The 17,770-nt window shown below is 62.3% G+C and carries 17 protein-coding genes; 10 read left to right on the top strand and 7 right to left on the bottom strand.

Translation table 11 applies throughout. The features are described from left to right. Positions 1-84 precede the first annotated feature (84 nt). The 5 genes from uhpC (at position 85) to V8N38_RS06375 (ending at position 6,134) form a co-directional block, all read left to right on the top strand. Positions 85-1,389, top strand: a complete 1,305-nt coding sequence (gene uhpC / locus V8N38_RS06395) for an MFS transporter family glucose-6-phosphate receptor UhpC (RefSeq protein ID WP_147839609.1) — start codon at positions 85-87, stop codon at positions 1,387-1,389. After that, on the top strand, positions 1,386-2,417 hold the full coding sequence (locus V8N38_RS06390) for an ABC transporter substrate-binding protein (RefSeq protein ID WP_060420945.1): 1,032 nt from the start codon (positions 1,386-1,388) through the stop codon (positions 2,415-2,417). Before uhpC ends, V8N38_RS06390 begins: the two co-directional genes overlap by 4 nt. 67 nt (positions 2,418-2,484) lie before the next feature. After that, positions 2,485-4,563: an ABC transporter permease gene (locus V8N38_RS06385; protein ID WP_087762115.1), complete on the top strand. Its 2,079-nt coding sequence runs from the start codon at positions 2,485-2,487 to the stop codon at positions 4,561-4,563. An 11-nt stretch (positions 4,564-4,574) separates the two neighbouring features. Beyond that, on the top strand, positions 4,575-5,621 hold the full coding sequence (fbpC, locus tag V8N38_RS06380; protein ID WP_060438023.1) for a ferric ABC transporter ATP-binding protein: 1,047 nt from the start codon (positions 4,575-4,577) through the stop codon (positions 5,619-5,621). Between the two features lie 246 nt (positions 5,622-5,867). After that, a complete protein-coding gene (locus V8N38_RS06375) occupies positions 5,868-6,134 on the top strand; it encodes a hypothetical protein (protein WP_049201133.1) in 267 nt (88 codons plus the stop codon). A gap of 41 nt (positions 6,135-6,175) precedes the next feature. On the opposite strand, the gene dusC is transcribed toward V8N38_RS06375, so the two are convergent. The 3 genes from dusC to rhlE all read right to left on the bottom strand — a co-directional run bounded on the left by dusC (position 6,176) and on the right by rhlE (position 9,646). Continuing rightward, on the bottom strand, positions 6,176-7,108 hold the full coding sequence (gene dusC, locus V8N38_RS06370) for a tRNA dihydrouridine(16) synthase DusC (RefSeq protein ID WP_060440482.1): 933 nt from the start codon (positions 7,106-7,108) through the stop codon (positions 6,176-6,178). Positions 7,109-7,192: 84 nt separating this feature from the next. Then, positions 7,193-8,152 (bottom strand): D-2-hydroxyacid dehydrogenase family protein, encoded by a 960-nt coding sequence (locus tag V8N38_RS06365; protein WP_147839610.1) that lies wholly within the window; start codon positions 8,150-8,152, stop codon positions 7,193-7,195. A 114-nt stretch (positions 8,153-8,266) separates the two neighbouring features. After that, positions 8,267-9,646, bottom strand: coding sequence for an ATP-dependent RNA helicase RhlE (rhlE, locus tag V8N38_RS06360; protein WP_147839611.1), 1,380 nt, complete (start codon positions 9,644-9,646; stop codon positions 8,267-8,269). A gap of 297 nt (positions 9,647-9,943) precedes the next feature. Between rhlE and cecR the strand changes: the two genes are divergently transcribed. From cecR to V8N38_RS06335, 5 genes are read left to right on the top strand one after another with little or no spacing between them, the layout of a single operon-like run. Continuing rightward, on the top strand, positions 9,944-10,642 hold the full coding sequence (gene cecR, locus V8N38_RS06355) for a transcriptional regulator CecR (RefSeq protein ID WP_060418310.1): 699 nt from the start codon (positions 9,944-9,946) through the stop codon (positions 10,640-10,642). An 18-nt stretch (positions 10,643-10,660) separates the two neighbouring features. After that, positions 10,661-11,647 (top strand): secretion protein HlyD, encoded by a 987-nt coding sequence (gene hlyD, locus V8N38_RS06350; RefSeq protein ID WP_049201139.1) that lies wholly within the window; start codon positions 10,661-10,663, stop codon positions 11,645-11,647. A gap of 8 nt (positions 11,648-11,655) precedes the next feature. After that, complete coding sequence (locus tag V8N38_RS06345; protein ID WP_147839612.1) at positions 11,656-13,392, top strand: ATP-binding cassette domain-containing protein; 1,737 nt, start codon at positions 11,656-11,658, stop codon at positions 13,390-13,392. Beyond that, positions 13,389-14,543, top strand: coding sequence for an ABC transporter permease (locus V8N38_RS06340; protein WP_070914083.1), 1,155 nt, complete (start codon positions 13,389-13,391; stop codon positions 14,541-14,543). The genes V8N38_RS06345 and V8N38_RS06340 overlap by 4 nt, the downstream gene beginning before the upstream one ends. A 12-nt stretch (positions 14,544-14,555) precedes the next feature. Then, complete coding sequence (locus V8N38_RS06335; protein ID WP_147839613.1) at positions 14,556-15,662, top strand: ABC transporter permease; 1,107 nt, start codon at positions 14,556-14,558, stop codon at positions 15,660-15,662. A 75-nt stretch (positions 15,663-15,737) separates the two neighbouring features. Here the strand turns inward: V8N38_RS06335 and V8N38_RS06330 are convergent, their stop codons facing one another. The 4 genes from V8N38_RS06330 to moaC form a co-directional block, all read right to left on the bottom strand. Further along, positions 15,738-16,448, bottom strand: coding sequence for a Bax inhibitor-1 family protein (locus V8N38_RS06330; RefSeq protein ID WP_033637508.1), 711 nt, complete (start codon positions 16,446-16,448; stop codon positions 15,738-15,740). A gap of 130 nt (positions 16,449-16,578) precedes the next feature. Next, a complete protein-coding gene (gene moaE, locus V8N38_RS06325; RefSeq protein ID WP_004939764.1) occupies positions 16,579-17,046 on the bottom strand; it encodes a molybdopterin synthase catalytic subunit MoaE in 468 nt (155 codons plus the stop codon). A 2-nt stretch (positions 17,047-17,048) separates the two neighbouring features. Next, the gene (gene moaD, locus V8N38_RS06320) at positions 17,049-17,294 is read right to left on the bottom strand and encodes a molybdopterin synthase sulfur carrier subunit (protein ID WP_019453985.1); all 246 of its coding nucleotides are present in this window, start codon (positions 17,292-17,294) and stop codon (positions 17,049-17,051) included. After that, positions 17,291-17,770, bottom strand: coding sequence for a cyclic pyranopterin monophosphate synthase MoaC (gene moaC / locus V8N38_RS06315; RefSeq protein WP_049201144.1), 480 nt, complete (start codon positions 17,768-17,770; stop codon positions 17,291-17,293). The genes moaD and moaC overlap by 4 nt, the downstream gene beginning before the upstream one ends.

Raw genomic sequence — 17,770 nt, 5'->3', positions numbered from 1 at the left:
CTAGGAAAAAGTCTTAGCCACTCCGGACTTTATCTCATCCCCTTTCCCTTTCACCTTCTTATAGTCACCACCAGGGAGGCGGCTATGCAGGCACGCTCGGCATCTGAAATCGATCATCGTTACCGCGCGCTGCGCCCGCGACTGCTGCTGTACATGGTCATCGGGTACGCCGCCTTTTACCTGACGCGCAAAAGCGTGAATTACGTGCTGCCGGCGTTGCAAACGGATTTGGGCCTGGATAAAGGGGACATCGGCCTGCTCGGCTCGCTGTTTTACCTGAGCTACGGCCTGTCGAAATTCGCCGCCGGGCTGTGGCACGACGGCCACGGGCAGCGCAGGTTTATGGGGATCGGCCTGCTCGCCACCGGCTTGCTGAACGTGGCGTTTGCCTTCGGCGAATCGCTGACGCTGCTGCTGGCGGTCTGGGCGCTGAACGGCTTCTTTCAGGGCTGGGGCTGGCCGCCCTGCGCGCGGCTGCTGACCCACTGGTATTCGCGCAACGAGCGCGGCTTCTGGTGGGGCTGCTGGAACATGTCGATCAACCTCGGCGGCGCGATCGTGCCGCTGATCAGCGCCTTCGCTGCCCAGCGCTGGGGCTGGCAGGCGGCGATGCTGATCCCGGGCACCGTCAGCATGGTGTTGGGCCTCTGGCTCACGCAGCAGCTGACAGGCACGCCGCAGGAAGAAGGCCTGCCGTCGGTCGGCCAGTGGCGCCACGATCCGCTGGAGCTGCGCCAGGAACAGCAAAGCCCGCCGATGGGGCTGTGGCAGATGTTGCGCACCACGATGCTGAAGAACCCGATGATCTGGCTGCTCGGCGTCTCTTACGTGCTGGTCTACCTGATCCGCATCGCGTTGAACGACTGGGGCAATCTCTGGCTGACCGAAAGCCACGGCGTCAACCTGCTCAGCGCCAACGCCACGGTGATGCTGTTCGAGATAGGCGGCCTGCTCGGCGCGCTGTTCGCCGGCTGGGGTTCGGATGTGCTGTTCGGCGGGCAGCGCGCGCCGATGATTTTGCTGTTCACGCTCGGGCTGATGGTTTCCGTCGCCGCGCTGTGGCTGGCGCCGGTGCATCACTACGCGCTGCTGGCGGGCTGTTTCTTTACGGTGGGCTTTTTTGTCTTCGGCCCGCAGATGCTGATTGGCCTCGCCGCCGTGGAATGCGGGCACAAAGGCGCAGCGGGCTCCATCACCGGTTTTCTCGGCCTGTTCGCCTACCTGGGGGCAGCGCTGGCGGGCTGGCCGCTGTCGCAGGTCATCGAAGGCTACGGCTGGTCAGGCATGTTCAGTTTGCTGTCGATCGCCGCCGTTCTTATGGGTTTATTGCTGATGCCGCTGCTGATGGCGAGCGTCGCCACCTCTACCGAGAGAAGGATAAAACAATGAAAAAAATGTGGGTCACGACTCTGATAGCTTCCGGCATCGCGCTGGCCACGCTGAGCGGCGCCGCGCACGCCAAGGGCCGCCTGGTGGTTTACTGCAGCGCCACCAATGAAATGTGCGAAGCGGAGACCAAAGCCTTCGGCGAGAAATATGACGTGAAAACCTCGTTCATCCGCAACGGCTCCGGCAGCACGCTGGCGAAAGTGGACGCCGAGAAGAAAAACCCGCAGGCGGACGTCTGGTACGGCGGCACGCTCGATCCGCAATCCCAGGCCGGTGAAATGGGGCTGCTGCAGCCCTACAAATCGCCGAACCTCGAACAGGTGATGCAACAATTCCGCGACCCGGCGAAGCTGAAAGGCAACTACTCCTCGGCGGTCTACGTCGGCATTCTCGGCTTCGGCGTCAATACCCAGCGCCTGAAAGAGAAAAACCTGCCGGTGCCCAAGTGCTGGAAAGACCTGACCAAACCGGAATACAAAGGCGAGATTCAAATCGCCGATCCGCAGAGCTCCGGCACCGCCTATACCGCGCTGGCGACCTTTGCCCAGCTGTGGGGAGACGATCAGGCCTTCGATTACCTCAAGCAGCTGAACGCCAACGTCTCGCAGTACACCAAGTCCGGCATTGCCCCGGCGCGCAACGCCGCCCGCGGTGAAACGGCGATCGGCATCGGTTTCCTGCATGACTACTCACTCGAAAAAGAACAGGGCGCGCCGCTTGAGCTGATCTCGCCTTGTGAAGGCACCGGCTACGAAATCGGCGGCGTCAGCATCCTCAAAGGCGCACGTAACCTCGACAACGCCAAGCTGTTTGTGGATTGGGTGCTGTCGAAAGAGGCGCAGGAATTGGCATGGCAGAAAGGCAAGTCCTATCAGATCCTGACCAACACCACCGCCGCTACCTCGCCGAACTCGCTGAAGCTCGACGACCTGAAGCTGATCAACTACGACATGGACAAGTACGGCTCGACCGAGGTCCGCAAGGCACTGATCAATAAATGGGTCAGCGAAGTCAAGATGGGTAAATAAGCCCACATTCTGCGCCTGTTGCCGGGTAAGCCTCACGCCTTACCCGGCCTGAACATCCGGGAAACTTATGTCACATACACATGCACTCCATCTCGTGAAAAAACGAGATGCGATATTCCTTTGGGTCTTGCTTGGCTGGCTGGCGTTCGCCCTGCTGCCGAGCTGGAGCCTGGATTACGGCCTGCTGGAGTCCACCGGCGATGAAATCCTCGCGGCCTACGGCTGGTCACACCGCAATGTCAGTTGGCTATGGTGCCTGTTGCCGAGCCTGCTGCTGCTTCGCCCTTACGCCCCGGCGGGCGGTGAACGGCGGCGGCGCCACGCGTTCGATGCCGGCTGGGCGCTGCTGTGCATGGCCTTTATCGTCGTCAGCGCCACGGTGGCGGGGCGCGGTCTAGGCTACGCCACTCTGGTGCAATTGACCGCGCTGGGCGCCATCATGACGCTGGCGCTGACCCGCCTCGAATGGCTGGGCGGCGACCGTTTCGTTATCGGTGCGCTGGTCACCATCGTGGCGCTGATCGGCGTCTTCATCGTCTGGCCGAGCATCGCGATTTTCATTCCGATGTTCACCGACCAGGCGGGGGCATTCGCGCCGCTGGCGTTTATGAACGTGCTGTCGCAGGCGCATATCGTTCAGGTGATCCTCAACTCCATCGCCCTGTCGATCGCGGTCGGCGCCGGCTGCACCTTCTTCGGCCTGGTGCTGGCGATTTACACCACCCGCATCGCCAAGCGCAGCGCCATTATCGGCCGCATCTTCTCCATCCTGCCCATCGTCACGCCGCCGTTCGTCGTCGGCCTGGGCGTCACGCTGATGATGGGGCGCTCCGGCTACGTCACCGAGTGGATGGTGGCCTGGTTCGGCCTGACCAACACCAACTGGCTGTACGGCTTTACCGGCATCTGGCTGGCGCAGGTGCTGGCGTTCACGCCGATGGCGTTCATGATCCTCGACGGCGCGATCAAGACCATTCATCCTTCGCTGGAAGAAGCCTCCTACACCCTGCGCGCCAGCCGTTGGCAAACCTTTAACGGCGTGTTCGTGCCGCTGCTGAAACCGGCGCTGGCCAACGCGTTTCTGATCGTGGTGGTGCAATCGCTGGCCGACTTCAGCAACCCGCTGGTGCTCGGCGGCAACTTCGACGTGCTGGCAACGCAAATCTATTTCTACATCACCGGCTCGCAGCTCGACTATCAGGCCGCCAGCACCCTCGGCGCCTTCCTGCTGCTGTTCTCGCTGCTGGTGTTCTGCATCCAGTACCTGTGGATCGGCAAGCGTTCCTACGTCACCGTGTCCGGCAAATCCTATCGCGGCGACGTACAGCCGCTGCCGGTCACGCTGGTGTGGGGCGTGATCGCGTTGCTGGCGGTGTGGATAGCCTTTAACGCCCTGCTCTACGGCAGCATTTTCTACGGCAGCTTCACCGTCAACTGGGGGGTGGATTACACGCTGACGCTGGATAACTTCATCAAGCTGTTCGGCCAGGGCATGAGCGACGGCGCGTGGCCTTCGCTGCTCGACACGCTGCTGTACGCCGGGATCGCTGCGCCGATCACCGCCGCCTTCGGCCTGCTGATCGCCTGGATCGTGGTGCGCCAGCAGTTCAGGGGCAAAAAGACCATCGAGTTCACCACCATGCTGTGCTTTGCGGTGCCGGGCACCGTGGCGGGCGTCTCTTACATTCTCGCCTTCAACAGCGCGCCGGTGTACCTCACCGGGACGGCCGCCATCGTGATTATCTCGATGGTGATGCGCAACGTGCCGGTGGGCATTCGCGCCGGGATCGCCGGGCTGGGCCAGATAGACAAATCGCTGGACGAAGCCTCGCTCAGCCTGCGCGCCGGCTCGCTGCGCACCATTACGCACATTCTGCTGCCGCTGCTGCGCCCGGCGATCCTGTCGGCGCTGATCTACAGCTTCGTGCGCGCCATCACCACCGTCAGCGCCATCGTTTTCCTGGTGACGCCCGATACCCGCGTGGCCACCGCCTACATCCTCAACCGCGTGGAAGACGGCGAATACGGCGTGGCGATCGCCTACGGTTCAATTCTGATCGTGGTGATGCTGGCGATTATTTTCCTCTTTGACTGGCTGATCGGCGAGGCACGCATCTCCCGTTCAAAAGCCAAAAACCAGGCGTAATGGAGCCCATGATGAGCCAGAAAAATTTCGTTGAACTGCGCAACGTCTCCAAACGGTTCGGCAGCAACACGGTGATCGATAACATCACGCTCACCATCCCTCGGGGGCAGATGGTGACGCTGCTCGGCCCTTCCGGCTGCGGCAAGACCACCATTTTGCGCCTGGTCGCCGGGCTGGAGAAACCGAGCGACGGGCAAATATTCATTGATGGCGAAGACGTTACCCATCGTTCCATCCAACAGCGTGACATCTGCATGGTGTTTCAGTCTTATGCCCTGTTCCCGCACATGTCGCTGGGAGAAAACGTCGGCTATGGGCTGAAGATGCTCGGCATTCCGCGCGCCGAAGTGAAAGCGCGCGTGCAGGAAGCGCTGGCGATGGTGGATCTGGCGGGGTTCGACGATCGCTATGTCGATCAGATCTCCGGCGGCCAACAGCAGCGCGTGGCGCTGGCGCGCGCGCTGATCCTCAAGCCGAAAGTGCTGTTGTTCGACGAACCGTTGAGCAACCTCGACGCCAACCTGCGCCGCAGCATGCGCGAAAAGATCCGCGAGCTGCAAAAGCAGTTTGATATCACGTCGCTGTACGTCACTCACGATCAGAGCGAGGCTTTCGCGGTCTCAGACACCGTGCTGGTGATGAACAAGGGGCATATCATGCAGATAGGCTCGCCGCAGGATCTCTATCGGCAGCCGGCGTCGCGCTTTATGGCGAGCTTTATGGGGGACGCCAACCTGTTCCCGGCCGGCTTCAGCGCGGACTATGTCGATATCAGCGGCTATCGCCTGCCGCGCCCCGCGCACTTTGCCACCGAAGGCGCCGGTACGGTGGGCGTGCGGCCGGAAGCGATCACGCTGAGCGAGCACGGCGAGGAAAGCCAGCGCTGCGTGATCCAGCATGTCGCCTACATGGGGCCGCAGTATGAAGTCACGGTGGCGTGGCATGGGCAGCAGATTTTGCTGCAGGTCAACGCCACCCGCCTGCAGCCCAACGTCGGCGAACAGTATTATCTGGAAATTCACCCCTACGGCATGTTTATGCTGGCGGACGCGGCATAATAAGCATCACTCTTAAGCGTTAGAATAACGGTCATTCCGCATGGAATGACCGTAAATAACCGCCCAAAAAACCGTATTTATCTATTTTTACAATTCCTTCCAAGTCCTTGTTCAGCCGAGAAATAAATATATCTGTATTCATTAAAAAATAACCACCTGGGCCACCAAGGATGATATTTTTATTTAGATGGGGTAAGCTTAATCCCGCAGTCGAAATTATTTAACGGCCAACTCAAGGAGAAATTCATGAGCAACAATGCAAACGCACAGGCGCAGCTGGATAATTTACGCAACGTCGCTTCCCAGCTGAAGGAAATGCGCCACTATGCGCAGTCGAACACCGAAACGCTCTCCGCACACTGGCTGGCCTTCGATCAGGGGGAATGCAAAAATAAGGCATTCGCCGAAGCCATTAACGACCTGTTGAATAAACAGGGTGCCTGCCTGGAAGGGCTGGAAAAAACCATTCAGGATATCGAGATAGAATTGAACCGTCTCGACAAAGCCGCCTGATAATACCGATTTAAATAAACCCGCCGCGTGCGGGTTTATTTTTAGCTACGGCAGATGACGCGCGCAATATCCCCCGATGTCGTCAGCGCGCGTATTTCGCTGAACAGTTCGGTGGCTTCGTCATATTCTTTGCGCAAATAGCCCAGCCACTGTTTGATGCGCGCCACGTGATACAGGCCGGTGTCGCCCTGCTTTTCCAGATGGACGTATTTTTGCAGCAGCTCAACCACCTGCGGCCAGGGCATGCGCGGTTCGTTGTACTTCACCACCCGGCTCAGGTTTGGCACGTTGAGCGCGCCGCGCCCCAGCATGATGGCGTCGCAGCCGGTCGCCTGCAGGCAATCCTGCGCGCTCTGGTAATCCCAGATCTCGCCGTTGGCGATCACCGGGATGCTCAGCCGCTGACGGATCTCGCCGATCGCCGCCCAGTTGATGCGATCCGCCTTGTAACCGTCCTCTTTGGTGCGGCCATGCACCGTCAGCTCGCTGGCGCCCGCCTGTTGCACCGCATCGGCGATTTCAAAACTGCGGCTGGAGGAGTCCCAGCCCAGGCGCACCTTCACCGTGACCGGCAGATGGGCCGGCACCGCCGCGCGCATCGCTTTGGCGCCCTGGTAGATCAACTCCGGATCTTTGAGCAGCGTCGCCCCGCCGCCGCTGCCGTTCACCAGCTTGGACGGGCAGCCGCAGTTGAGATCGACGCCGTAAGAACCCAATTCCACCGCGCGCGCGGCGTTCTCCGCCAGCCACTGCGGGTACTGCCCCAGCAGCTGTACGCGCACCAGCGTGCCCGACGGCGTGCGGCTGGCGTAGCGCAGTTCCGGGCACAGCCGGTAGAACGATTTGGCCGGCAGCAGCTGATCGACCACGCGCAAAAATTCGGTGATGCACAGATCGTAGTCGTTCACGTCGGTGAGCAACTCACGCACCAAAGAATCGAGAACGCCCTCCATCGGAGCCAATAATACGCGCATGACCAATCCCAGCTAAAAAAAGACCCGCAATGATACGGGTGAATGCCCGCGCCAGACAAGCCTCTGCGGGCATTAAAAGCGCCGTCAGCCCAGCCGGCGGATCGGTTGGCCGGCGAGGAACGCCGCAATGTCCTCGACCGCCTCGGTGAAATAGGCGCGGTAGTTGTCGTCCGCCACGTAGCCCACGTGCGGCGTCGCCAGCACGTTGGGCAGCTGACGAAACGCATCGTCGGCCGGCAGCGGCTCCGTCTCGAACACGTCCAGCCCGGCGCCGGCGATCTTCCGCTGTTGCAGCACGTCCACCAATGCCGCCCGATCGACGATCGCCGCACGCGAGGTGTTGATCAGATAAGCAGTGGGCTTCATCGCCGTCAATTCGTCGCGCCCCACCAGCCCGCGGCTGCGATCGCTCAGCACCAGGTGGATAGAGACAAAATCGCTCTGCTCGAACAGCGCCCGTTTGGACGGCGCCAACAGGGTCCCCTCCTGCGCCGCCCGTTCCGCCGTCAGGTTCTGGCTCCAGGCCAGCACCCGCATGCCGAACGCCTGCGCCACCTTGGCCATCTGGCCGCCGATCTTGCCCAGCCCCAGCAGCCCCAGCGTTTTCCCCTGCAGGGTAACGCCGAGATCCCGCTGCCATGGGCCGTTGTTTTTCAGCCCGACGCTTTCCGGCACGATATGCTTCGCCAACCCGAGCAGCAGCGCCCAGGTCAGCTCCATCGGCGCCGCCGACCCACTGCTGGTGCCGCATACCACTACGCCGCGCTCGGCGGCGGCAGCCAAATCGATAGAAGCGTTGCGCATGCCGGAGGTGATCAGCAGCTTCAGCTTCGGCAGCCGCGCCAACAGCGAGGCGGTCATCGGCGTGCGCTCGCGCATGATGACCAGAATGTCGCACTCCTGCAGATGCACCGCCAGCTCCGTCTCATCGGTAAAGTGCGCGCTGATGGCGGACACCTCCACCCGATCGGCCAGCGCCGACCAGTCCGCCATCTTGAGCGCCACCTGCTGGTAATCATCGAGAATTGCGCACTTCAATTTCATCTCCGTCTCCTGGAATGTAGGGTTAGCCACCGTCCAGCCTAGTACGAAAATGCCGTTCCGCCAGGCAAAAAAAAAGCCGCCCGTATCGGCGGCTTACTCTTTGAGCAATCAGGCTTATTCAGCCGGTTTGCGGTTGCGTGGGCGACGCGAAGCCGGTGCGCCGGAACGGCGCTGGCCATCACCCTGCGGGCGGGCGTTACCGTTGCCGTTGCCGCGGTTTTCACGCTGGCCGCCGTTCGCGTTGCCGCTGCGCTGACCGCCGCCGTTACCGGAACGCTGGCCACCGCCGTTGCCGCGCGGGGCGCCGCGTCCGCCACCCTGGCGGCCGTTGATGATCGGCTCGGCCTTGATGGTCGGATCCGGATCGTAACCCGGCAGCGCGATGCGTGGAATTTCACGCTTCAGCAGCCGCTCGATGTCGCGCAGCAGCTTGTGCTCATCCACGCACACCAGCGAGATAGCTTCGCCGGTGCGCTCCGCGCGGCCGGTACGGCCGATGCGGTGCACGTAGTCTTCCGGCACGTTAGGCAGCTCATAGTTCACCACGTGCGGCAGCTGGTCGATATCCAGGCCGCGCGCCGCGATGTCGGTCGCCACCAGCACGCGGATGCGGCCGTCTTTGAAGTCGGCCAGCGCACGGGTACGGGCGCCCTGGCTCTTGTTGCCGTGGATCGCCGCTGCGGTGATACCGTCTTTGTTCAGCTGCTCCGCCAGGTGGTTGGCGCCGTGCTTGGTGCGGGTAAACACCAGCACCTGCTTCCAATCGCCTTCGCCGATCATCTGCGACAGCAGTTCCCGCTTACGCTTCTTGTCGACGAAGTGCACGCTCTGCTCGATCTGCTCAGACGCGGTGTTGCGGCGCGCCACTTCTACCGAAGCCGGGTTGTGCAGCAGCTTGTTGGCCAGCGCCTTGATGTCGTCGGAGAAGGTCGCGGAGAACAGCAGGTTCTGACGCTTGGTCGGCAGCTTGGCCAGCACGCGGCGGATGTCGTGGATAAAGCCCATGTCCAGCATGCGGTCCGCTTCGTCCAGCACCAGAATTTCGATTTTGGACAGGTCAACCGCGTTCTGATGTTCCAGATCCAGCAGACGGCCCGGCGTTGCCACCAGGATATCGACGCCGCCGCGCAGCTTCATCATCTGCGGGTTGATGCTCACGCCGCCAAACACCACCAGCGAACGCAGGCGCAGGTGTTTGCTGTAGGCATCGACGTTTTCGCCGATCTGCGCCGCCAGCTCACGGGTTGGCGTCAGGATCAGCGCGCGCACCGGGCGACGGCCCTTGACCGGATGGTCATGCTTGCTCAGCAGCTGCAACAGCGGCAGGGTAAAACCGGCGGTTTTACCGGTGCCGGTCTGGGCGCTGGCCATCAGGTCACGACCTTCCAGCACGACAGGGATAGCCTGACGCTGAATTGGCGTCGGTTCGCGATAGCCCTGTTCTTCAACAGCGCGCACAATTTCAGCACTTAAGCCGAGGGTTTCAAATGACATAAAGAGAAAAACTCCAGATCCCCCCTAACCTAACGGTGTTCGGTGCAGTTTCCTGGGAGGATGATCAGACGGGGCATTAAGCATGACCACGAGGGATTGGCACAAACTGCAGTGCACCAGGCGGCGATTGTAACAGAAGTCGCGCAATAAAAAGCACTTTTACGCACCCAGAGCACAATCTGCCGTAAATTCAGCATTGTCTGAAGCCGATCACATAACTCATTGTGATTAGCGGTTGCGTTTTAAACAATCTGGCATAAAGTTAATCATATGATTGATTAACTTTGAGCGTGCCCCATGCCAGCTTCCGTCCCTCATCAGGCCGCCGGCCGAGCGCGCGGCGAGCAAACGCGCCGGCAGCTGCTCGCCGCGGCGACCGAACTGTTCGGCGAATGCGGCCTGCAGGGCGCCACCACCCGCGACATCGCCCAACGCGCCGGCCAGAATATCGCCGCCATCACCTATTACTTCAACTCCAAAGAGGGGCTGTACCTGGCCGTGGCGCAGTCGCTCGCCGATTTCATCCAGCAGGCGTTCGCCCCGCTGGCCGAGGAGGTCGATCGCTTCTGGCAACAGTCCGCCGCGCAGCGCTCACCCGACGCGGCGCTGCGTTTGCTGCAGCGTGGCCTGCTGGCCTTCAGCGAACTGATGACCCAGCCGCACACGCTGAACCTGAGCAAAATCATGTCGCGCGAACAGCTCGCCCCGACCGAGGCCTACCCGCTGATCCACAGCCAGGTGATCGCGCCGATGCACGCGCGGCTATGCCGCCTGCTGGCAGCCGCGACCGGCATCGACGACCAGGCGACCCGCCTCGTGCTGCATACCCACGCGCTGATCGGCGAGGTGCTGTCGTTTCGCGTGGCGCGCGAAACCATCCGCCGCCAGGCCGGCTGGCAAGCCATTGGCGAGGACGAAGCGGCGCAGATCGGCGCCGTGCTGAGCGAACATATTGAGATTCTGGTTACCGGGCTGCGCCAACGTCACGGCGCGTAAATTCAGGCAGGGAGTGTTATGAACAAAAAACGCAGTGCCTTGATCGTGTTGTTAATTCTGCTGATCGCGGCCGCCGCTTACGGGGTATGGCATTACCAACAACAGCAGGATAAGCCGCTGACGCTGTACGGCAACGTCGACATCCGCACGGTGAACCTCGGCTTTCGCGTCGATGGCCGCCTGGCGTCGCTGACGGTGGATGAAGGCGATGCCGTTCAGCCGGGCCAGCTGCTCGGCAAACTGGACGACGCGCCCTACCGCAACGCGCTGCAGCAAGCCGAAGCCAACGTCGGCAGCGCGCGCGCCAAGCTGTCGCTGCTGCAGGCCGGCTACCGCAGCGAAGAGATCGCCCAGGTACGGTCGGAAATGGCGCAGCGCCAGTCCGCCTTCGCCTACGCCGACAGCTTCCTGAAACGCCAGCAGGGGCTGTGGGCGAAAAACGCCACCTCCGCCGACGCGCTGGAGGATGCGCGCACCGCCCGCAATCAGGCGCAGGCCAACCTGCAGGCGGCGAAAGACAAGCTGTCGCAATACCTCAGCGGCAACCGCCCGCAAGAAATCGAACAGGCCAAGGCCGACGTGGCGCAGAGCGAGGCGGCGCTGGCACAGGCGCAGTTGAACCTGCAAGACGCCACGCTGGTCTCCCCTTCCGCCGGTACGGTGCTGACCCGCGCGGTGGAGCCGGGCACCATGCTCGGCGCCGGCGGCACGGTCTTCACCCTGTCGCTGACCCGGCCGGTGTGGGTGCGCGCCTACGTCAACGAAACCAGCCTGAACCAGGCGGTCCCCGGCACCGAACTGGAGATCTACACCGACGGCCGCCCCGACAAGCCTTACCACGGCAAGATCGGTTTCGTCTCGCCGACCGCGGAATTCACGCCGAAAAGCGTTGAAACGCCGGATCTGCGCACCGATCTGGTGTACCGCCTGCGGGTGATCGTCACCGACGCCGACGACGCGCTGCGCCAGGGCATGCCGGTCACCCTGCGCTTCGCCAAACCCTGAGGCCGGCCATGGAACAGGCGCACACCATTGAGCTGGAAGGGCTGGAGAAGCGCTTCCCGTCGCTTGAGAAACCGGCGGTCGCCAGCCTGACCACCACCCTGCGCAGCGGCGCGGTGATCGGGCTGGTCGGCCCGGATGGCGCCGGCAAAACCACCCTGCTGCGCATGCTGGCCGGGCTGCTGCAGCCCAGCAGCGGCAAACTGCGGGTCGCCGGGCTGGATCCGATCGCGCAGGATCGTCAACTGCACGCGATCCTCGGCTACATGCCGCAGAAGTTCGGGCTGTATGAGGATCTGACGGTGATGGAGAACCTGACGCTGTACGCCGATCTGCGCGGCGTCACCGGCGATCTTCGCCGCCAGACCTTCGAGCGGCTGTTGAAATTCACCGATCTGACCCGCTTCACCGAGCGCCTGGCGGGCAAGCTGTCCGGCGGTATGAAGCAGAAACTCGGCCTGGCCTGCACGCTGGTGGGCGAACCTCAGGTGCTGTTGCTGGATGAGCCGGGCGTCGGCGTCGACCCGATCTCGCGCCGCGAGCTGTGGCGCATGGTGCACGAACTGGCCAACGACGGCATGTTGATCCTGTGGAGCACCTCTTATCTCGATGAGGCCGAACAGTGCCGCGAAGTGCTGCTGCTCAACGAGGGCGAGCTGCTATTCAGCGGCGCGCCGCAGGAGCTGACCCGCCGTATGGCCGGGCGCACGGTGTTGATCGCCGCGCCCCCCGGCAGCCATCGATCGCTGCTGCAGCGGGCGATCTGCCTGCCGGCGGTCACCGATGGGGTGATCCAGGGCAAGTATCTGCGCCTGATTCTGAAGGAAGGCGAAGATCACCGGCAGCTGTTGCAGGCGCTGGATCTGCCGGAGGCCGAACTGGACGAAGCGGATCCGCGCTTCGAGGATGCGTTTATCGATCTGCTCGGCGGCGGCCCCAACCACCGCTCGGCGCTGGCGGAGATCATGCCGACCGTCAACGGCGAAAGCGGTGAAACGGTGATCGAAGCGGTGCAGCTGACCAAAAAATTCGGCGACTTCGCCGCTACCGATCACGTTGATTTCCAGGTGCGGCGCGGCGAAATTTTCGGCCTGCTCGGGCCGAACGGCGCCGGCAAGTCCACCACCTTTAAAATGATGTGCGGCCTGCTGATCCCCTCCAGCGGTAAGGCGCTGGTGCTGGGGATGGATCTCAAGACCAGCTCCGGCCAGGCGCGCCAGCGCCTCGGCTACATGGCGCAAAAATTCTCGCTGTACGGCAACCTGACGGTGGCGCAGAACCTGAAGTTCTTCTCCGGCGTCTACGGCCTGAGCGGCAAGGCGCAGCGCGACAAAATCGACGAGATGTCGCGCGCCTTCAACTTCGCGCCGATCCTCAATCAGACGCCGGACGCGCTGCCGCTCGGCTTCAAACAGCGCCTGGCGCTGGCCTGCGCGCTGATGCACGAACCGGATATCCTGTTCCTCGACGAACCGACTTCCGGCGTCGATCCACTGACGCGGCGCGAGTTCTGGTTGCACATCAACGGCATGGTCGACAAGGGCGTCACGGTGATGGTGACCACCCACTTTATGGACGAAGCGGAGTACTGCGACCGCATCGGCCTGGTGTACCGCGGCAAAATCATCGCCGCCGGCACGCCGGACGATCTCAAACAGCAGGTGGCGCGCGACGACAATCCCAACCCCTCGATGGAGCAGGCATTTATCGAGCTGGTGCAGGGTTACGATGAGGAGGAATCACGGTGAGCGATAACCGCACCCCAATCGACGACGGCGGCTTCTCCTGGCGCCGGCTGCGCGCGCTGTGCCTGAAGGAAACGCGGCAGATACTGCGCGATCCCAGCAGCGGCCTGATCGCCTTCGTCATCCCGCTGATGTTGCTGTTTATCTTCGGCTACGGCATCAACCTGGACTCCAGCAAGCTGCATCTGGGCATTCTGATGGAGCAGCAGAGCGAAGACGCGCGCGATCTGGCCCAGGCGTTCGCCGGCTCGCCCTATATCGAACCGACCATCAGCGACAACCGCCAACAGCTGATCCAGCAGATGCAGGCCGGCACGATCCGCGGCCTGGTGGTGATCCCGGTGGATTTCGACCAGCGCATGGCGCGCCCGCACGACAGCGCCCCTATCCAGATCATCACCGACGGCAGCGAGCCGAACACCGCCAACTTCGTGCAGGGCTATGCCCAGGGCGTATGGCAAATTTGGCAGCAGCAGCGCGCCATCGATCGGGGGAACAGCGACAAACCGCTGATTGACGTACAGATGCGCTACTGGTTCAACCCGGCGGCCATCAGCCGGCACTACATCATTCCCGGCGCCATCACCATCATCATGACGGTGATCGGCGCCATTCTCACCTCGCTGGTGATCGCCCGCGAATGGGAGCGCGGCACCATGGAGGCCCTGCTGTCCACCCAGGTGACGCGCAGCGAGCTGTTGCTCTCCAAGCTGATCCCTTATTACTTCCTCGGCATGGCCGCGATGGCGCTGTGCATGGCGGTGGCGGTATGGGTGCTCGGCGTGCCCTATCGCGGCTCCCTGCCGATCCTGCTGCTGATCAGCAGCCTGTTTCTCGCCAGCACCCTCGGCATGGGTCTGCTGATCTCCACCCTCACCCGCAATCAGTTCAATGCGGCGATGGTGGCGCTGAACGCCGCCTTCCTGCCTTCGATCATGCTGTCCGGCTTCATCTTCCAGATCGACAGCATGCCGGCCATCGTGCGTGCGGTGACCTATATCATTCCGGCGCGCTACTTCGTCAGCACGCTGCAAACGCTGTTCCTGGCGGGCAACGTCGGCACCGTGCTGCTGATCAATCTGCTGTTCCTGATCGCTTCCGCCGTGGTGTTCATCGGCCTGACGGCCTGGAAAACCCAGCGCCGGCTGGATTGAGGAGAAAGAGCGATGTTTCATCGTCTGTTGACGCTCATCATCAAGGAAATGCAGGCGCTGCTGCGCGATCCGCAAACCCGCGCCATTTTAATCATGCCGGTGATCCTGCAGGTGCTGCTGTTCCCGTTCGCCGCGACGCTGGAAGTCACCAACGCCACCATCGCGGTCTACAGCGAGGACAGCGGCCAGGCCTCGGTGGAGCTGACCCAGCGCTTCGCCAAGGCCAAGGCCTTTCAACACGTGCTGCTGCTGCGCAGCCCGCAGGAAATAAAGACCACCATCGACAACCAGCGGGCGCTGCTGCTGATCCGCTTCCCGGCGCAGTTCTCGCGCGATATCGCCACCGGCAACACCGCGCCGCTGCAGCTGCTGCTCGATGGGCGCAACTCCAACAGCGCGCAGATCGCCGCCAACTACGTGCAGCAGATCGTGCAGCAATATCAGAACGAGCTGCTCGGCAACCGCGCCAAACCCAACAACAGCGAGCTGGTGGTGCGCAATTGGTATAACCCGAATCTGGACTATAAATGGTTCGTGGTGCCGTCGCTGATCGCCATGATCACCACCATTGGCGTGCTGATCGTCACCTCGCTGTCGGTGGCGCGCGAACGCGAACAGGGCACGCTGGAACAGCTGCTGGTCTCGCCGCTCACCACCTGGCAGATCTTTATCGGCAAGGCGGTGCCGGCGCTGATCGTCGCCAGCTTCCAGGCCAGCATCGTGCTGCTGATCGGCATCTTCCTGTACCAGATCCCGTTCGCCGGATCGCTGCTGCTGTTCTATGCCACCATGCTGATCTACGGGCTGTCGCTGGTCGGTTTCGGCCTGCTGATCTCGTCGCTGTGCGCCACTCAGCAGCAGGCGTTTATCGGCGTGTTCGTGTTCATGATGCCGGCGATCCTGCTCTCGGGTTACGTCTCGCCGGTGGAGAATATGCCGGTGTGGCTGCAGGATCTTACCTGGGTCAACCCGATACGCCACTTCACCGACATCACCAAGCAGATCTACCTGAAGGACGCCAGCTTCGACATCATCTGGCACAGCCTGTGGCCGCTGCTGGTGATCACCGCCACCACCGGCAGCGCCGCCTACGCGCTGTTCCGCCGCAAAATCGCATAAAAAAAGCTCTGCATGTCACATGCAGAGCCCGGTAAGTCCTGTGGATTTCAAGCTACTGCTTGAAAGGCCACGGGTTTAGCGACGGTTGCCGAAGATACGCAGCAACATCAGGAACAGGTTGATGAAGTCGAGATACAGCGTCAGCGCGCCGACGATGGCGTACTTGCGGAAGCTGTCTTTATCATCGGCGTTCAGCTGCTCGCCCATCGCCTTGAGTTTTTGCGTGTCGTACGCGGTCAGGCCGACGAACACCACCACCCCGATGTAGGTAATCGCCCACATCAGCGCGGTGCTTTTCAGCCAGATGTTCACCAGCGAGGCCAGCACGATGCCGATCAGCGCCATGAACAGCATGCTGCCGAAGCCGCTCAGATCGCGCTTGGTGGTGTAACCGTACAGGCTCATGGCGCCGAACATGCCGGCGGTGACCACGAAGGTGCTGGCGATCGAGCTGTAGGTGTAGGCGATGAAGATGCTCGACAGCGTCAGCCCGGTCAGCGCCGAGTACAGCATGAACAGCGAAGTGGCCACCGCGCCGCTCAGGCGGTTGACCATGCCGGAGATCACGAACACCAGCGCCAGTTGGGCGATGATCAGACCGAAGAAGGTGATCTGGCTGGAGAAGATGAAGTTGAGGATCGCGGGCGTGTTGGCCGCATACCAGGAAACGAACGCCGTCAGCAGCAGACCGCAGGTCATCCAGCCGTAAACCTGCGCCATGTAGGCCTGAATGCCGCTGTTGGCACGTTCGACGATTGAACCATTAGAGCGTGGATATCGGTCCATGACGGTTACCTTTTGCGTAGTAAACAAGATTCCGAAGCCCCGCGAACGGGGCTTCGCCTGCTATAAGCGTACCACAGAATATGCCGGGCGAAAGCGGCAAAGGTCTTGATTTGTTTCCGCTGTTGACGCGTTATTTAGCCGCGTCGTGCCAGCGCTGCGCGGCCTCGCGATCGCTGTCGCGGGCATCGACCCAACGATCGCCCTGGCCGGTGGCTTCGCGCTTCCAGAACGGCGCGCGGGTCTTCAGGTAGTCCATGATGAACTCGCTGGCGGCGAACGCCATGCTGCGGTGCGCGCCGGTCACGCCGACGAACACGATCTCGTCGCCGGGATACAGCGCGCCGACGCGGTGGATCACCGTCACCCGCTGCAGCGGCCAACGGCTGCGCGCCTCGGCCACGATCTCCGCCAGCGCCTTCTCGGTCATGCCGGGGTAGTGTTCCAGCGTCAGCGCGCTGACGTCGTCACCCAGATTATGGTTGCGCACCTTGCCGGTGAAGGTCACCACCGCGCCATCGGCGTCGCACTGCGCCAGCCACTGGTACTCGTCGCCGACGTTGAACGGCGCCTCGCCCACGCGAATGCGGGTATTTTCCATGCTTACCCCCCGGTGACCGGCGGGAAGAAGGCCACTTCATCGCCGGCGCGCAGCGGATGGTCCGCCGCCACCAGCGACTGATTGACCGCCGCCAACAGCTTGCCGGACTCCAGCGCCAGCGCCCAGCGATCGCCGCGCGCGCACAGCGCCTGGCGCAGCGCCTCGACGGTCGGGTAATCCGCCGGCATCGACAGGCCGCCGGTGCCCACCAGTTCGCGCACCTGCGCGAAGAAAAGAATATCGATCATACGTTCACCTTAAAATCGCCGGATTTGCCGCCGCTTTTCGCCAGCAGGCGCACCGGGCCGATCACCATGTCTTTCTGTACCGCTTTGCACATGTCGTAGATGGTCAATGCCGCCACCGAGGCGGCGGTCAGCGCCTCCATCTCGACGCCGGTTTTGCCGGTCAACCGGCAGCAGGTTTCGATGCGCACCCGGTTGTGCTGCGTTTGCGCCTCCAGCTGCACTTCGACCTTGCTCAGCATCAGCGGGTGGCACAGCGGGATCAGCTCCCAGGTGCGTTTGGCCGCCTGAATGCCGGCGATGCGCGCCGTGGCGAACACGTCGCCCTTGTGATGGCTGCCGTCGACGATCATCGCCAGCGTGGCGGGCAGCATCTCGACGAAGGCTTCGGCGCGCGCCTCGCGCACCGTTTCGGCCTTGGCGGAAACGTCAACCATATGGGCTTCGCCGGCGGCGTTAATGTGGGTTAGCTGTGTCAT

It is taken from the genome of Serratia nevei (assembly GCF_037948395.1).
Lineage (GTDB): Bacteria > Pseudomonadota > Gammaproteobacteria > Enterobacterales > Enterobacteriaceae > Serratia > Serratia nevei.
This window is presented reverse-complemented; position numbering and strand designations above follow the sequence as displayed.

Bases quoted from the DNA above. Each gene is read 5' to 3' on its own strand.
- uhpC (WP_147839609.1), top strand. From the start codon at position 85: ATGCAGGCACGCTCGGCATCTGAAATCGATCATCGTTACCGCGCGCTG.
- V8N38_RS06390 (WP_060420945.1), top strand. From the start codon at position 1,386: ATGAAAAAAATGTGGGTCACGACTCTGATAGCTTCCGGCATCGCGCTG.
- V8N38_RS06385 (WP_087762115.1), top strand. From the start codon at position 2,485: ATGTCACATACACATGCACTCCATCTCGTGAAAAAACGAGATGCGATA.
- fbpC (WP_060438023.1), top strand. From the start codon at position 4,575: ATGAGCCAGAAAAATTTCGTTGAACTGCGCAACGTCTCCAAACGGTTC.
- V8N38_RS06375 (WP_049201133.1), top strand. From the start codon at position 5,868: ATGAGCAACAATGCAAACGCACAGGCGCAGCTGGATAATTTACGCAAC.
- dusC (WP_060440482.1), bottom strand. From the start codon at position 7,108: ATGCGCGTATTATTGGCTCCGATGGAGGGCGTTCTCGATTCTTTGGTG.
- V8N38_RS06365 (WP_147839610.1), bottom strand. From the start codon at position 8,152: ATGAAATTGAAGTGCGCAATTCTCGATGATTACCAGCAGGTGGCGCTC.
- rhlE (WP_147839611.1), bottom strand. From the start codon at position 9,646: ATGTCATTTGAAACCCTCGGCTTAAGTGCTGAAATTGTGCGCGCTGTT.
- cecR (WP_060418310.1), top strand. From the start codon at position 9,944: ATGCCAGCTTCCGTCCCTCATCAGGCCGCCGGCCGAGCGCGCGGCGAG.
- hlyD (WP_049201139.1), top strand. From the start codon at position 10,661: ATGAACAAAAAACGCAGTGCCTTGATCGTGTTGTTAATTCTGCTGATC.
- V8N38_RS06345 (WP_147839612.1), top strand. From the start codon at position 11,656: ATGGAACAGGCGCACACCATTGAGCTGGAAGGGCTGGAGAAGCGCTTC.
- V8N38_RS06335 (WP_147839613.1), top strand. From the start codon at position 14,556: ATGTTTCATCGTCTGTTGACGCTCATCATCAAGGAAATGCAGGCGCTG.
- V8N38_RS06330 (WP_033637508.1), bottom strand. From the start codon at position 16,448: ATGGACCGATATCCACGCTCTAATGGTTCAATCGTCGAACGTGCCAAC.
- moaE (WP_004939764.1), bottom strand. From the start codon at position 17,046: ATGGAAAATACCCGCATTCGCGTGGGCGAGGCGCCGTTCAACGTCGGC.
- moaD (WP_019453985.1), bottom strand. From the start codon at position 17,294: ATGATCGATATTCTTTTCTTCGCGCAGGTGCGCGAACTGGTGGGCACC.
- moaC (WP_049201144.1), bottom strand. From the start codon at position 17,770: ATGACACAGCTAACCCACATTAACGCCGCCGGCGAAGCCCATATGGTT.